The organism is Filifactor sp., assembly GCF_057248345.1.
Window position 1 is genome coordinate 41,912 of record NZ_DBHIIC010000007.1, and the last position, 16,099, is coordinate 58,010.

Sequence of the window (16,099 nt, forward strand, 5' to 3'; positions counted from 1 at the left end):
ATTTCCTTTGTTCTATTCTAATCCTAGAATAGAATTTTGTCCATAGTAGAACACAGTAGATTTAATCGCTGTAAGTGAATAAAAAGGCTTTCACATATTACACAACAATAACCGATTCCAGCCTATCATTAAATTTTACCAACTCTTTTTGTTCGATATTTTTTAGTATCATTTCAATATGTTGTAGTATCATATTTATTTCGCATAAGAAAGATTTTCCCCATTCCCTGTAATCAAAACTTCATCATTGTCACTGATACTTCCTTCAATCAATTTTCTAGCAAGTTCCGTCTCAAGATTTTTCTGAATAAAACGTCTTACGGGACGCGCTCCGAATTGAGGTGAGTATGATTGTTGCAATATTGTATCTTTCGCCTTTTCATCTAATTGCAACACAATATTTCTATCAGCAAGTTTTTCTTGAAGTTTTGCAATTTGAAGATCGATAATACGATATACTTCTTCTTTGTTAAGTGGTGTAAATATGATCGTCTCATCGATACGATTCAAAAATTCAGGTCTGAATGTTTGATGAAGTTTATCTTCTACAGATTTTCTAACAGATTCTTTTAACATACCGTCTTCTCCAATTCCGTCAAGAATTGCTTGAGAACCTAGATTTGAAGTCATAATAATGATGGTATTCTTAAAGTCAACTGTTCTTCCCTGATTGTCTGTCAATCTTCCGTCGTCCAACACTTGAAGTAAGATATTGAATATATCCGGATGCGCCTTTTCAATTTCATCAAATAACACGACTGAATAAGGTTTTCTTCTAACTGCTTCTGTCAACTGTCCACCTTCTTCATATCCGATATATCCGGGAGCAGAACCAATCAATCTTGATACCGAATACTTTTCCATATATTCGGACATATCGATTCTTATCATATTTCTTTCATCATCAAACATTGATTCGGTAAGCGTTTTTGCCAGTTCCGTTTTTCCTACACCGGTTGGGCCTAAGAAGATAAAGCTTCCAATCGGTCTGTTTTCGTCCTTCAATCCCGAACGTGCACGAATAATTGCTTCTGAAACTGCAGTAATTGCTTCTTTCTGTCCAATCACTCTCTTTGAAAGAATGTCCGAAAGATGTAAAATTTTCTCTCTTTCCGTTTCGACAAGCTTGGAAACAGGAATTCCTGTCCACTTGGACACAACTTCTGCAATCTGTTCTTCAGTCACTTCTTCTCTTGCAGCATCTTCCTCTTCTGACATTTTTCTTTCATTTTCAAGCAATTCATGTTCTAATTCTTGCAATTTTCCATATCTTAATTCAGATGCTTTTTCATAGTCATAATTTCTCTGTGCATCTTCAATCTGATGTTTCACAAGCTCTATTTCACTCTTTATTTCTGTCTGCTTTTCCAAACTCTTCTTGCTGTTTTGCCAATTGATGAACTCTTCATTATATCGTTCATTTAGATTAGCTAATTCTTCTTCCAAGCCTTCCAACCGCTTTTTACTTCCTTCATCCGTTTCTTTCTTCAAAGCAGCCTTTTCAATTTCCAATTGTAGAATTCTTCTTCTGTCATCATCCAGTTCCTGAGGCATTGAATCAAGCTCTGTTCTTACCATTGCAGAAGCCTCATCCATTAAGTCGATTGCCTTGTCCGGTAAGAATCTGTCTGTAATATATCTGTCAGACAAAGTTGCGCACGCAATGATGGCATTGTCGGAGATTCTCAACTTGTGATGCAATTCATATTTTTCCTTGATACCTCTTAAAATAGAAACGGTATCTTCAACACTTGGTTCTGAAACCATCACTTTTTGGAACCGTCTTTCAAGTGCACCATCTTTTTCAACATACTCACGATATTCCTTCAAAGTGGTAGCACCAATCATTCTAATTTCACCACGTGATAGTGCAGGCTTCATTAAATTCGAAGCGTCCATTGCACCGTCAGTCTTTCCGGCACCTACAATCAAGTGAAGTTCATCGATAAACATGATAATTTTCCCATCCGATTTCTGAACTTCTTTGACCACTGCTTTTAATCTCTCTTCAAATTCCCCTCGAAATTTTGCACCGGCAATCAGTTGTCCCATATCAAGTGAAAAAATCATGACATCTTTCAGACCGTCAGGTACATCACCATTGACAATTCTTTGAGCAAGACCTTCTACAATTGCAGTTTTACCAACTCCGGGATCACCGATTAACACAGGATTATTCTTACTTCTTCGGCTTAAAATTCTGATGACATTTCTGATTTCATCATCTCTTCCGATAATTGGATCGCTCTTTCCTTCACGAGCTTCCTTAGTTAAATCCTTACCATATTTTTCAAGCACATCTTCTGTCTCTTCCGGATTATCAGATGTAACTTTTCTACTTCCTCTGATTTCATTTAAAACACTTAAAAACTTCTTTCCTGTAATACCAAATTGATGAATAATCTGTTCAGAAGGTATTTTTCTTTCCGAAATTAAAGACAAATATAAATGTTCTACCGAAATATAACTGTCTCCAAGAGCTTTCGCCTCATCTTCAGCTTTCAAAAGAATTCTTTGAAATATTGTATTCGGATAAACTTGAGATGCTCCCTGTTGTTGCGGAAGCATATCAACTTCCCTCTCCACAGTCATTCTATATTGATTTATATCAACATTCATCTCTTGCAACACTCTTGCGATAAGACTATCTGAATCCGTTACTAATGCCTTGTGTAAATGCAAATCTGTTATCTCAGGGTTTCCGTTTTTAATTGCAATGTTCTGAGCATCTTGAATCATTTGTAAACTTCTTTGTGTATATTTTTGTGCATCCATATTATCACCCTACTTTCTTTTCATTTGTTGTTTAGCACACTTATATTATAACTCTTTTTAGCACTCAATGCAATAGAGTGCTAACAAAAATTTTTTTATATTTTTTCGACAGTATCCTATTTCAATCTTTTCATTCTATGAATATATCTTGCTATTCCATGTATGTTTGATACAAAACTGCATCTTAAAACCATGTGATTAACAAGAGATGCAATACAGAAACATAGGTGGGCTTTCAGATTGTAAAGGCATAGGAAAAATGCTAATAAAATGATATACTATTTCTAACGATCACAGTATCAATACCAATATTAACCACTTATTATGAAGGGAAGTTGTGCATTATGGCAAAAAAGAAAAGGATTACTTTAGTAAACGATTTCAATGAACTCATCGAAAATGGTGATATGGAACAACTCAAGGCTGTTTATGAGAAATGTGAACTTCACGCCTATGATGGTCGCTACAGTATGAACACTGCTCTACATCACTACGGTGTTCCATCCTCGCTTGTTCGTTGGCTGGTAGACCAAGGGTTGGATGTCAATACCCTGAATTATTATGGTCGTACTCCGTTATATGTACAATCTACCATAGGAAGTGTATCGTAGAACTGCTTTTTGAACTTGGCGGAGATATTCAAAAACCGGACAAACATGGTAACACTCCTTTGCATACGGCATCAGAATTTTTTCATACAAAAACGGTTTAGTTTTTGGTGACACACGGTGCAAATGTTCATGCAGAAAATGATTGGAAACGAACACCACTTGCTGCTTCTCTTGCGTGTTGCTTCAATAGTAATATTCCTCAAGTAGCTGAAATTTCCGATATCCTATTGAATGCCGGCACAAAAATCACTCCTGATATGATAGAAAAGGCAAAACGAATTGGGAAGATTTTGAATTTCATCGAGAAAACTTTAATGAACAATATCTTTTGGAAACAGAAACAGGGCTCAACAAACTATATCAATTATTCGGTGTAACCCCGGTTGCAAAACGCCAAATTCACGATGGAGTTTCTCCTTTGTCGTGGAAGATGCTCCTTGGGATAAACAATATGAAGCTCTTTGGAATTTGCTGATTCCCTCCAAAGGTCCGGCAAAAACTGTCCAAGGTGAAGTGATTCGCATAACAGGGCGAGTACAAGATGAATTATACAGAAATGGTGGTGCCAACTGGGACAGAAACTACCGTAACATGCTCCTTGCACTGTTAAAACACTTTACATCAGGCGTGCCTCTTTCGGAAAAAGAGTTGGAAGAGGCAAAAAAGTTAACATCAAACATACGCGCCAAAGGTACTAATGAGGATTACATAACAGAGCGACTTTGTGAGCTTGCTGTCTTGTGGATATTGTTGAATCCCAATCCGATTCCATTAGAAAAACCGAATTATGATAGGTGAGGTGAAAAAACTATGATTGAATGGATAGAAAGAAAAAAACGCAAGCATAACTGTAAGGTACATTTTGATGATAACAGTTTCCAAATAAATCATTGCGTGGTAGCTCCGGTTCATACAATTCCCGATGATATCTTTCCCAACCGGGAGTTTGATTTTTATCTTCAAACCGCTTATGATGTCTATCTCCTTCGACTGATAAACAGTACAGAAAAATGTGGAACTGTTTATCCCGCAAAGAAAGATGGAATTGTCTATATCGTGTGCTTTTTGCCCATCTCTAAACATACGATAGCCACATCAATTCAAACCATTATGAACTGCTTAAAACAATACGGATTTCCCAATATGCACAATCCGAAAGCTAACATCAACTTCACAATAGAGGATTGATATGGTAAGGCAATATCTTTGAAATCATACATGTTGTGAGATTTGTTCGACAAATGATTCATCCGGAACGACAAAATATGGAAACACCGCATTTAGAAATTTCTGTTGAACTTTGTATTCTACAATATTGCGCTGTCTTCGAATAACAGATTCTGTTACGAGCAGTCGGAGGATACAAAGTTCAAACTACTTAAAAATATCCTAAATTCTGTCATCTTCTAAAATTAGGACTCTACAATACATTTCTGAAAAGCGAATATGATAAAAATATCTCTCTCAAATTTCTGTTCTCTTTTCTATGCTATGTCATTGTTCTATCAATTTTTTCTATCAACTCCATTTCAACTTTCACTGCGAAAAGTTGTGATATAAATTTTTTGTTCAAAAGGTAAGCTATTACCCTTGCTTTTATCACTATCCTTGTCATTATCATTATTTTTGCTTTTATGCTTATCTTTACTTCTATTATCCCCGTCATCATCATTTCTGCTATGACAAAAAACATCAAATTATCACAAAAAAGAGTACCTTTCATACATTGATACGAAAAGTACTCCAAACCAACCTTTATCAAAAACATTACATTATAGTCCTTTTTGAACTATCTTCCTATCACATAAGTTTACATATCATCTTTTACGCCTACAGCAATCATCTTTGCCTTTGCACGAATGATTCCGTCAGATTCCATCTCCATACTGACAATAATTTTTCTTTCTCCGATTTCCTCCACTTTAGATGTTATCATAACCACTTTATCCATTGGTACCGGTTTTTTGAAATCAATTTCAATTCTTCCTGTAATATAACGACCGATTACAGTATCTTCTGTCAAAGTAAGTCCTTTGTTTCTATGACCAAACCAAGCAGCAGATGCAGTTCCATGGCAATCAAATGCCATTGCAATCATTCCACCATAAAGATTATTGGGAACTCCACCTGTATATTGTTTATCCGGTACAAATTGACAAACACAAGTCTCTCCGTCTTCGCTCGGATAGGAATGTAAATGTAGACCTGTTTCATTTTTCGGTCCACATCCCCAACAATGTTGAAATCTTTCTCCATAAGTATCTTGAATCGCTATCTTTTTATCTTCTGTACTCATTACTCTTGTCCTCCTCATACGTCATTTGTTACCTAACACCATACTTTGCAATCGTACTTCTTACAGTTTCTATGTCCTTCTGACACAGTTCTTATTTCAGTTTTCCATCACTCTATTTTTTGGTAAAAATAAGTTATGTACTCCAATCTGAAATCTTGAAAACAACAGTTTTTATTATTTGATATCTTATGACTATTTGTCCTTCATTTTATGTCAATCAATATTCCAATACAATCTTTTTCAGATTATTTTTGCACACCATAATTGACACAAACTCTTTCTTCCAAAACTCCAAATTATCCTCCAAATTTATCATATTTCATCTAAAACATCAAGGACTATCACATTATTTACAAAAATGAAATGAATCCTAATACTCTGAAGAATGATTTTATGATATCCTGACTAGATAGTTTTAAACCACTTGAAATGTGATGAACACAATCTGTAGAAGTATCGATAAATCAATCTGTACCATAATGAAAAGTATTCTTGTAACGACTGAATTCGTTCCACCATTTCATTAGATTTCATATTACAACTCAATGATATTCATTAACTTAGCACTTCTTTGAACTGCAATATTAGTGATATTTAACCAAATATCACATAAAAAAGCCAAACTCTGAAGAATTTGACTTTTTTGAGACGCTTGATTCCATGATTTTTTGTTTTGAAATCCTCAACAGTTTATAAATGATATGCTTCTACTTCGTGTTTTTTCTCTCTTCCCATCAACTGAACGACAGCATCTTGAACAGCGCCGTTTTCAAACAACACATGGTAGATTGCGTGTGTAATCGGCATATCGATTCCCATTTTTTTTGACATTTCACCAATCACTCTTGTTGCTACAATTCCTTCTACCACCATATTAATTTCTGATTGGACTTGTTCCAACGACATTCCTTTTCCAACTAAAATCCCTGCACGTCTGTTTCGAGAGTGCATGGAAGTACAGGTTACAATCAAATCACCAATCCCTGCCAATCCTGAGAACGTCTCAACTTTAGCTCCCATACTGACACCGAAACGAGTCATTTCAGCAATTCCACGTGTCATAATCGCTGCTTTGGTATTATCTCCATATCCCAATCCATCTACAATTCCGATTCCAAATGCGATGATATTTTTCAATGCTCCACCAAGCTCTGCTCCAATAACATCTTCAATGACATACACCCTCATTGTATCGTTTGATACCAACTCTTGAATGTGTTTCGCAACTTCAAGATTTTTTGATGCACACACCAATGCTGTCGGCATCTGAATCATGACTTCTTCTGCATGCGACGGTCCGGTAAGTACAGCAAACGGATTGTTAGGAAGATATTCTGCCATCATTTGAGAACAACTCAGTCCCTGCTCTCTATCCAGCCCTTTTGAAATATTGACTACAATCACATCAGACGGTAACCATTCTCTAAGTTCTTTGATAACATTCAAGTTTCCTTGTGAAGATACTGCCAAAATCACAATGTTAACACCTTCTAAAGCAGTTTTCAAATCATTGCTAAATTGAAGGGTGCTCGGCAATTCCAATTCAGGAAAATATCTTAAATTCTTTCCTGTTCGCTTGATATCGTCATACTGTTCTTTTCGTCTCATAAAAAGAACGGTCTCGTGTCCATTTTTAGATAGGGTACATGCAACTGCAGTTCCCCAACTTCCGGCCCCAATGACACAAATTTTATCCATTTGTTCCTCCTATCTCATATAGGCACTTCCTAACCTTAAAACTTCACCTTGCACCTATATCTTTGATACCTTATTTTTACGGTTTTCTTAAATATTTTTGGCAACAAGCTATGATATACATATACATCATCAATCTTACAACATCAATAATGACTTCAAAACTGTTTGCCATGAGTTGAATTCCTCTACTAGACATATTAACATTTCTCTCCTAATTTTCGTTCTTCGCCACGCATCAATCTCTTAATATTACTACGATGTGTGTATAGAATGAAGAACCACAACAACGAAGAAATAAGCATTGCAATTCCGGTTTCACCATAGAATAACATCTGTGCCGGAAACATCATGATTCCTATCATGGCACCTAGGCTGACATATCGGGATTTTGCAATCACCAAAACTGCTATTGCCACTGAAACCAACACCATAATCGGTTCCAAAATAATCATTGCACCTATTGTGGTGGCTACTCCTTTACCACCTTTAAACTTCAATAGTATCGGAAAGACATGTCCTATAACGACAGAAAGTCCGCATAGATACCCCATATCCAAACCACCTAATCGATAACCGATGTAAGATGCAAATATTCCTTTGAAAAAATCCACTAAAAAAACAAACAATGCTGCTTTTTTGCCCATGAAGCGAAGTGTATTTGTAGTTCCTGCATTTCCAGAGCCTACCTCACGAATATCAACATTCTTCTTTTTTTTCGCCAACAAATAAGATGGAGAGATATTTCCTAACAGATATGCACCTGCTATTAGCAATATAATATATTTGACATCATAAACTTCTACAGCTACCATTTTTTAATTCCTCTTTTCTCGTTTCAAAAATATAACGGGAGACCCTTCAAAACCGAAATTTTCACGAATTTGATTTTCTAAATATCTTTGGTAAGAAAAATGGAATAATTCTCTATCATTGATAAAAATGGTAAAGGTAGGGGGTTGCACACTCACTTGAGTTGTATAGTAAATTTTTAAGCGTCTTCCTTTATCGGAAGGTGGTTGATTCATGACAACAGCCTCGCCAATCACATCATTAAGCAATCCTGTCGGAACACGTTTTTGCGCTTCTTGATAGACAGAGTTAATACTCTCGATAATCTTTCCAAATCGTTGTCCGGTAGTTGTAGAAATAAAGATAATCGGTGCGTAAGACATAAATGGAAGTTCTTGACGAATAGACTCAGTGTAAGTTTGAATACTCTTGTTATCCTTTTCAATCAAATCCCACTTGTTTACTACGATAACAGTTGATTTTCCGGCATTGTGTGCTAACCCTGCAATCTTGCTGTCCTGCTCTGAAATTCCTGTATTAGCATCAATAATAATCAATACAACATCTGCTCTTTCCACTGCTGCAAAAGAACGAATAACAGAATATTTCTCGATATTTTCATCAATTTTACTCTTTTTACGAATTCCGGCAGTATCTATAAATAAATATTCCTGATCCTTCACATGAAAATAAGTGTCTATTGCATCCCTTGTCGTTCCTGCTATCGGGCTTACAATTACCCTATCTTCACCCAAAATTCGATTGATGATGGAAGATTTTCCGGCATTCGGTTTTCCGACAATTGCCACCTTAATCACATCTTTATCCTCTTGCATATCAGAATCTTTCGGGAAATTTTCTGCTACAACATCCAACAAGTCACCGATTCCAAGCCCTACTGATGCGGAAATGGCAAAAGGTTCTCCTACTCCCAATTCATAAAAATCATAGAAATAATCAGGTAAATTCTTATTATCCACCTTGTTTACAGCAAGAACAATCGGTTTTTTTGTTCTTCTCAATTGTTCTGCAATCTCACGATCTTGTGGTGTTACACCGTCACGTCCGTTCACGACAAACAAAATAACATCTGCTGTATCCATTGCCAATTCTGCTTGTCTTCTCATTTGTGATGGAATAATATCATCTGAATCGTGATCGATCCCACCGGTATCAATTACCGTAAAATAATTGGTCAGCCATTCCGCCTCTCCATAAATTCTATCCCGAGTCACTCCGGGCGTATCTTCTACAATCGCTACACGACTTCCTACTAGTTTATTAAATAATGTGGATTTACCAACATTTGGTCTTCCTACAATCGCAACGATAGGTCGCATTGTATCCTCTCCTAACTTTTTTGTATCATCAAAATTTTACAATTTATCTTCACCCATTATACCATACAATATAGATGTCTGTCTGAAATTCAGTCATTTTTATCCTCAACCCTCAAATTTTATGCAAGCATACTCAACAATATCTGTTGCCATTTCATATTGGAACCACACAAAAAAGTTGATTGCAAGATATGTCCTACCTGCAATCAACTCTTTTATCCCTCTTATTTCTGTGTTCTCCTAAGATACTCTTACACCATTCAGTTTTACGACCTTTGCAGGTATTCCAACCGCCGTTGCATTCGCAGGTAAATCGTGTAATACGACTGCATTTGCTCCTACTTTGGTATTATCGCCGATAAAGACCGGCCCAAGTACCTTAACTCCTGCTGACAAAAAGACATTATTTCCTATCGTCGGATGTCTTTTTCCCTTATCCTTACCTGTTCCTCCCAATGTTACCTCATGAAACAGTGTGACATCATCTCCAATTTCAGCAGTTTCTCCGATGACAATACTCATTCCATGATCAATAAATAGTCGTTTTCCAATTTTTGCTCCAGGATGAATCTCTATTCCTGTAAAGAAACGAGAAACTTGCGAAATCAGTCTTGCAAAAAAATATAATTTTTGCTCATACAAAAAATGTGCAATACGATGTGCAAAAATGGCATGTATCCCCGGGGTATTGATTAAAATACTAAATGCCCCTTTGGATGCCGGATCTTTTTCTCGATATGTTCTTAACATATCAGTCCATTGACTAAAAAATGACATCCTATCTACCTCTACTCTTCTATTTACATTATCCATTTTTACCTACCTATTCATACAATCCTGTTGAAAGATATCTCTCTCCGTTATCCGGTGCAATGAACAATACTTTTTTCCCAGGTCCAAGTTCTTTTGCTATCTTAAGTGCACCTGACAATGCTGCTCCTCCTGAAACTCCAAGCAAAAGACCTTGTGTTTTTGCAACCTCCACTGCAAATTGATATGCTTCTTCATCTTCTACTTTCAAAATACGATTTACTAAACTCATATCCATAACAGATGGGATAAAACCTGCTCCAATTCCTTGTATTTTGTGTGGTCCTGCCGGTTCTTTGGACAATACGGCAGAAGTAGCAGGCTCTACTGCACAAACCAAAATATCCTTATTGTGTTCTTTTAGTACCTTGGCATTTCCCGTCAGAGTTCCTCCAGTTCCAACTCCTGCAACAAAAGCGTCCAAATCCGGTAAATCCTTCAAGATTTCAAGTGCAGTTCCTTCTACATGTGCTTTCACATTATCAGGATTGTCAAACTGCTTCATCATAACATATCCTTCTTCTCTCTCCAAACGCTCTGCTTCTTCAATCGAACCTTTCATTCCCTTTGCACCCGGTGTCAATACTAACTCTGCTCCAAAAGCCTTAAGTAATAGCTTACGTTCATTGCTCATCGTTTCCGGCATTACAAAAACAGCTTTATATCCCCTTGCAGCAGCAACCATTGCTAATCCGATTCCGGTGTTCCCGCTTGTCGGTTCAACAATTGTTGCTCCCGGTTTCAAATCACCACGTTTTTCCATCTCCAAAAGCATCATTTTTCCAATACGATCTTTTGCTGAACCTCCCGGATTGAAAAATTCTAATTTTGCATATACTTCTGCACGGTTCTCTTCTTCAAAACCATGAACTTTTACTATCGGTGTGTTTCCTATCGTATCAACTATTGTTTGAAAAATCATCTCTATCTTCTCCTTTGTTTTAAATATTATTTCTTAATTTCAATTTTCTTTTTTTGGCATAGAAAAAAGTTAGGCAAACACCTAACTTTTATGACAACTCTATAAATTGATATAACTTGCTCAAAAATTATATTTCTATATTTATTTCAAAAAAAGAGTCTCTGAAAGTCATAGCTATGCCATTGTATTTACATATGTTATTATTTTACAATGAGAACTACAACACATAGCATGATCACCCTTTTCTTTTCTTAATTATTTCATTTATAAAGATACCCAAAAACAAAGTTACAAAACATTTTTTTGAATTACTTCTCTTTCTTACTGAAAATATGACTCATATTATCAACTCAGACTCTTGTCAAGGAAAGGTCATCTAATAGTACGCATACGGAGATTCATGAGGTGCTATCTTTTCAATTTTAGTAACCCTCATTTTAAAATCCGGAATATTGTACTCCTCAGGAAACATCTCGTTTAAAGGTTCAATGACACCTGTAACTCGAACCCATTGATTACTCTCAAATCGTGGGCAATTCTCCAGTTCACAAAGGACACCTTCTGTTGTGGCATCTGCAATACAACAACTCACAACCAGTTGTCCAACCAAAAACCTATCTTTTCCATAAATATGATCTGTTAAAACATATCCTTCCAAAGTATATTCTTTTCCGTTTGATGCCGGATAAGTATATATCTCATCTAACAAAGGTAAAAAATTATCCTGACTGGTCTCACTTCCTACAACAGACTCAGGCGTGGTTGTGATTCCTAACTCTTCAGCCGTCTGCTCAGAAGATTTTTGATTCAAATTCACATTTTCAAACTGTTCAGACGAACTGGCAGTCTGTGGCACGTTCAACCCGTTATTTGCCTCATTTTCTACATCAGACACAGTTGTTGTGGTTCCTGAATCTCCAGCCGTCTGTTCAAAGGGATTTTGCTTCAAATCAACGTTTTTAAACTGATTAGAAGCAATAGGAAACTGTCCCAAATTCAATCCTTTATTAGCAATTGCTTCTGAATTGAGATAAGTTGGTCTCATCATCATAATAGTTATTGGTAACAAAAAGATAAAATGTCCCATTTGAATTTTTTTTGCATTTTCATCTGTAGAAGTTTCTCTATAGATTCTACTTTTTTGAAATACAATCATAGCGAACAAAATTACTTCTGCAAGAATTACAAATTTTATCATCTTAGGATGTAAAAAGAACAAAATCTCGCCTGTCAATAACAATCTTGCCAAACCGATAAACAATGCTAACAAAATCAGCATCCAAATAAATTCATTTCGATTTATTTTTTTCAAAAAATCTCCTTCTTCCTAAAAACATCTCTTCCTTTACTTACACAAAAATAATATATTCGGCAAGTATAGAAAGAATAAAACATATTGAGAAAATCGTCAAAATTAAGCGAAACAACGCTTTTTTTTGAAAGACAGTTGCCAACATCAATGTATTCTTGATATCAATCATAGGTCCAAAAATCAAAAATGCTAACAGAGCACTTCCACCGAACTGTCCTCTCAAACTTGCAGCAATAAACGCATCTGCCTCTGAACACAAAGATAACAAAAATGCCAATCCCATAAGAACTAAAATAGAAACAATAGGATTACCGCTTAGCTGCATCCAATATATTTTTGGCAAAGCAACCTGCATCAGGGCAGAAATGCTTGCACCGATGATCAAAAACTTACCTACCTCATAGAATTCTGTAACTGTATGACTCAATACACTCTTGAATATCATAGAAACAGACAAACTTGATTTCCTGCCTTCAACATGAGAATGTTCATGATTGCAACAATGCTCAACTTCAATGATAAGATCCCCTTGGATATCTTGCAAAATACCGTCGTATCCATCCTCACAACTATGTTGATGTCCTTTATACAGTTCTTCGTCATGATAGTGTCCACAACCACAGGAAAATCCGTGATGATGAGTTTCTTCCACCAAATCGTTCTTTGTAATGAAAGTCGACACAAGAATTCCAATCATGACAGCTCCTACATAACCGAATAGTCCTCGATACCACATCATCTCCGGCTGATTGATAAATGCATATCTCGTAGAAAGCAACACAATCGGATTTAAGATTGGTACGGATAACATAAAGGTAATTGCCACACCTACCGGAATCCCTTTTTTGACTAATCTTCGCATTACGGGAACAATTGCACACTCACAAATTGGAACGAATAGTCCCATTCCTCCTGCAACGAAGTAAGCAATCCATTCATTTTTAGGTAAGTGACTACGTACCCATTGTTCACTGACAAACAATTCAATCAAAGCTGATGCAACTGTTCCAATTAAAACAAACGGCAACGCCTCAAACAATATACTTAAAAAAATGATACCAAAATCATTCAAACTATATTCCTTCTTCCAAAATTTTTTAAATACTCAAATGACGAAAAAGACACTCCAAAAAATTAGGATCGAATCGAACCTAAAATCTCTCTCACACTTGAAGTTGCTTCTTCATTATTTCTAACTGAGAATTTATACCACCCAATCAATAATAATAGTGAAAATGCGATATAAACAAACGGATATACCGGTGCTATTTTTGCAAAAAATTCATTTTGATATGGTGGATAATTAACATATCCATAGTTTGCATCCAAAATTCTATTCACAATCTTTACAGTTATGACATAGTATACAAACATTTTAAGAGCAACCAAGAAAGACTTATCATTTAATGACTTACCATGACAAACATACATATATGTTGGAACGATAAGTAAAAGACCATGTCCGATAAAAAACTGGGTAAACATCACATTAGGAAATCCAACTCCACCTACATCAGGTCCCAATAACGCAATCATAGCGCAAGGAATCCCCATCAAATAACTGATACTGAAAAAATAATCTTTCTTCGTCACTAATAGTAGTAGTGCTACAATTTGCCAAATTCGACATGGATAGAGAGGTAATGAATCATGAATACTGAATTGCTGGTTAAACAGATACCAACTATACAACATGAATTGTTGTAGCATTAATAAAACAATAAACGAATACCTCAAAATATTGTTTTTGTCTGAAAAACCAACCTTTTTTGATAATAATAACAATATTACTACAAATGCTATTATTCCCAACACAACAAAATGCGACGTTGAAAAAGTATGGAATTCTCCTCCAGAAAAATATAAAACATCGATGATATGGCGCAACATAAAAAAACTCCTTTTTTCTCAAAATTTTCCTATCATATTTACTAAGTATAAACAAGAATTGTGGAATTTTAGTATGAAAGAATAATTTTATTCAGTCGATATCGTTTTATATCAATTTCTATCTTGAATATTCAAAAAAAAAATCATTTTTCGTCTGATGTTATACAATAAAACATTTTCATCTTTTGGGGAATTTAATTTTTCATATTATTAAGGAATCTATAAAATCCTGAGGCATAATACCTGTTTTTGCAAAATCTATTAACACTCATAAGCTCAACTCTAAGTCAAAAAGTATACAATGAAATCAACTTTCTTTGTGTTTTGCATATCACTTGAGTCAAAATAAGCTCACAAATTGCATTCCTGTCATAGTTATAGTTCTCTGATTTTATTATTCTACTTTTTATTCTACTTCTTATTCTTCAAAATAGAACAATTACGATAAAAATGATTCACTTTTATAGACTCATAGTTGTAACAATACGAGAAGAAGTTATTATTTGTCATGATACTTCTCTATTAAGTCAGAATTGATACTATTTTATTTTTCTTAAACGTAACAAATAAAAAAGAAGTAACAATCTTATCAACTCAACAGATTCATTTACCTGTTAATATTGATCATTGTTACTTCTCTTTCATCTTTTCTTAATTTGTTGATTCGTTCCTTATCATCAATCTGATATTAGAAAACTTTTATTTCATCGATAAAGGATGCTAAAAGAACAAACTTACCGATTCAAAATTTATTTAGAATATTTTATAAACTATGGTGTTGGAAATTCAAATGATTTTCCATTTAATCTTTCCCATTTTTCTGTTTTTCCATCGTCTAATCTAATATATTCGTGCCCATTCATTGCTTCTGCAATAGCTGAATAACCCCAATGTGTTTCTTCAATATCTGTCATCGGTGCTAATTCCAATTTATGAGCCTTTACAAATTCAATATCTGCATATCTATTTAAAATTCTGTTTGTCGCAGATACCACTTCCGCTCTGGTAATATTTTGATTAGGTTTGAATGTTCCATCAGGATAACCACTTACCCATCCTTTTTTCTCTGCTCGAGCAATTACTTTTGCCGCCCAGTGATCATCACTTACATCTGTAAACATACTGTTGCCTACACTAGTCAATTTATCGAATCTTGCTGCTATTGACGCAAATTCTGCTCTTGTAATCGGTTCATTCGGTCTGAATGTTCCATCAGGATAACCGGATACAATGCCTTGCTCACTCATATAGTCAACTGCATAAGAATACCAATTATATTCTGCTACATCACTATATCTACTTAACATAAACGGTCTACCCAAAGGTCTGTCTTTCAACAGTCTCGCAAACATCATTGTTACCTCTGCTCTTGTCATTTGTCTGTCTGCTCGGAATGTTCCGTCAGGATATCCTACCATATATGCATAATGATCCGCCATATTCAGTTTTGTTTCACTAGGTTTCAACGGTGTAACCGGTGTAACTGGTCTACCAGGAGTACTTGGTGTTACAGGTATTGTTACAGATATTGCTCCTGGAGTAGTTCCTGGTGTAGTACCCGGTGTTGTTCCCGGTGTCGTGCCTGGAGTCGTTCCTGGTGTAGTTCCTGGTGTTGTTCCAGGACTAGTTCCCGGTGTTGTTCCAGGTGTTGTGCCA

16 protein-coding genes are annotated in these 16,099 nt (G+C 35.6%); 4 read left to right on the forward strand and 12 right to left on the reverse strand.

Features of this window, described 5'->3' with window-relative positions; translation table 11 throughout:
• Window positions 1-195: 195 nt before the first annotated feature.
• Window positions 196-2,775 (reverse strand): ATP-dependent chaperone ClpB, encoded by a 2,580-nt coding sequence (gene clpB, locus ACO5GE_RS02910; protein ID WP_484829428.1) that lies wholly within the window; start codon window positions 2,773-2,775, stop codon window positions 196-198.
• A gap of 344 nt (window positions 2,776-3,119) precedes the next feature.
• On the opposite strand from clpB, the gene ACO5GE_RS02915 reads away from it, so the two are divergent.
• From ACO5GE_RS02915 to ACO5GE_RS02930, 4 genes are all read left to right on the forward strand, one after another.
• Window positions 3,120-3,386, forward strand: coding sequence for a hypothetical protein (locus ACO5GE_RS02915; RefSeq protein ID WP_484829429.1), 267 nt, complete (start codon window positions 3,120-3,122; stop codon window positions 3,384-3,386).
• Window positions 3,387-3,490: 104 nt separating this feature from the next.
• A complete protein-coding gene (locus tag ACO5GE_RS02920; RefSeq protein ID WP_484829430.1) occupies window positions 3,491-3,763 on the forward strand; it encodes a hypothetical protein in 273 nt (90 codons plus the stop codon).
• A gap of 46 nt (window positions 3,764-3,809) precedes the next feature.
• Window positions 3,810-4,184 (forward strand): hypothetical protein, encoded by a 375-nt coding sequence (locus ACO5GE_RS02925; protein ID WP_484829431.1) that lies wholly within the window; start codon window positions 3,810-3,812, stop codon window positions 4,182-4,184.
• A 12-nt stretch (window positions 4,185-4,196) separates the two neighbouring features.
• Window positions 4,197-4,574, forward strand: coding sequence for a hypothetical protein (locus ACO5GE_RS02930; protein ID WP_484829432.1), 378 nt, complete (start codon window positions 4,197-4,199; stop codon window positions 4,572-4,574).
• Between the two features lie 301 nt (window positions 4,575-4,875).
• Here the strand turns inward: ACO5GE_RS02930 and ACO5GE_RS02935 are convergent, their stop codons facing one another.
• The 11 genes from ACO5GE_RS02935 to ACO5GE_RS02985 all read right to left on the reverse strand — a co-directional run.
• On the reverse strand, window positions 4,876-5,154 hold the full coding sequence (locus ACO5GE_RS02935; protein WP_484829433.1) for a hypothetical protein: 279 nt from the start codon (window positions 5,152-5,154) through the stop codon (window positions 4,876-4,878).
• A 42-nt stretch (window positions 5,155-5,196) separates the two neighbouring features.
• Window positions 5,197-5,682: a PaaI family thioesterase gene (locus tag ACO5GE_RS02940; protein WP_484829434.1), complete on the reverse strand. Its 486-nt coding sequence runs from the start codon at window positions 5,680-5,682 to the stop codon at window positions 5,197-5,199.
• A gap of 690 nt (window positions 5,683-6,372) precedes the next feature.
• Entirely contained in the window at window positions 6,373-7,380 is a 1,008-nt protein-coding gene (locus ACO5GE_RS02945; protein WP_484829435.1) for an NAD(P)H-dependent glycerol-3-phosphate dehydrogenase, read from the reverse strand.
• Between the two features lie 197 nt (window positions 7,381-7,577).
• A complete protein-coding gene (gene plsY, locus ACO5GE_RS02950; RefSeq protein ID WP_484829436.1) occupies window positions 7,578-8,192 on the reverse strand; it encodes a glycerol-3-phosphate 1-O-acyltransferase PlsY in 615 nt (204 codons plus the stop codon).
• 3 nt (window positions 8,193-8,195) lie between these two features.
• A complete protein-coding gene (gene der, locus ACO5GE_RS02955; RefSeq protein WP_484829437.1) occupies window positions 8,196-9,509 on the reverse strand; it encodes a ribosome biogenesis GTPase Der in 1,314 nt (437 codons plus the stop codon).
• Between the two features lie 240 nt (window positions 9,510-9,749).
• Window positions 9,750-10,286 carry a serine O-acetyltransferase EpsC gene (gene epsC, locus ACO5GE_RS02960; RefSeq protein WP_484829446.1) on the reverse strand — a complete coding sequence of 179 codons (537 nt, stop codon included), beginning with the start codon at window positions 10,284-10,286 and terminating at the stop codon, window positions 9,750-9,752.
• A gap of 46 nt (window positions 10,287-10,332) precedes the next feature.
• On the reverse strand, window positions 10,333-11,241 hold the full coding sequence (gene cysK / locus ACO5GE_RS02965) for a cysteine synthase A (protein WP_484829438.1): 909 nt from the start codon (window positions 11,239-11,241) through the stop codon (window positions 10,333-10,335).
• 376 nt (window positions 11,242-11,617) lie between these two features.
• Window positions 11,618-12,553, reverse strand: a complete 936-nt coding sequence (locus tag ACO5GE_RS02970) for a TIGR03943 family putative permease subunit (RefSeq protein WP_484829439.1) — start codon at window positions 12,551-12,553, stop codon at window positions 11,618-11,620.
• A gap of 37 nt (window positions 12,554-12,590) precedes the next feature.
• A complete protein-coding gene (locus tag ACO5GE_RS02975; RefSeq protein ID WP_484829440.1) occupies window positions 12,591-13,625 on the reverse strand; it encodes a permease in 1,035 nt (344 codons plus the stop codon).
• Between the two features lie 62 nt (window positions 13,626-13,687).
• Window positions 13,688-14,443, reverse strand: a complete 756-nt coding sequence (locus tag ACO5GE_RS02980) for a YwaF family protein (protein ID WP_484829441.1) — start codon at window positions 14,441-14,443, stop codon at window positions 13,688-13,690.
• Between the two features lie 770 nt (window positions 14,444-15,213).
• The coding region (locus tag ACO5GE_RS02985) for an S-layer homology domain-containing protein (RefSeq protein ID WP_484829442.1) at window positions 15,214-16,099 on the reverse strand (886 nt) is incomplete at its 5' end.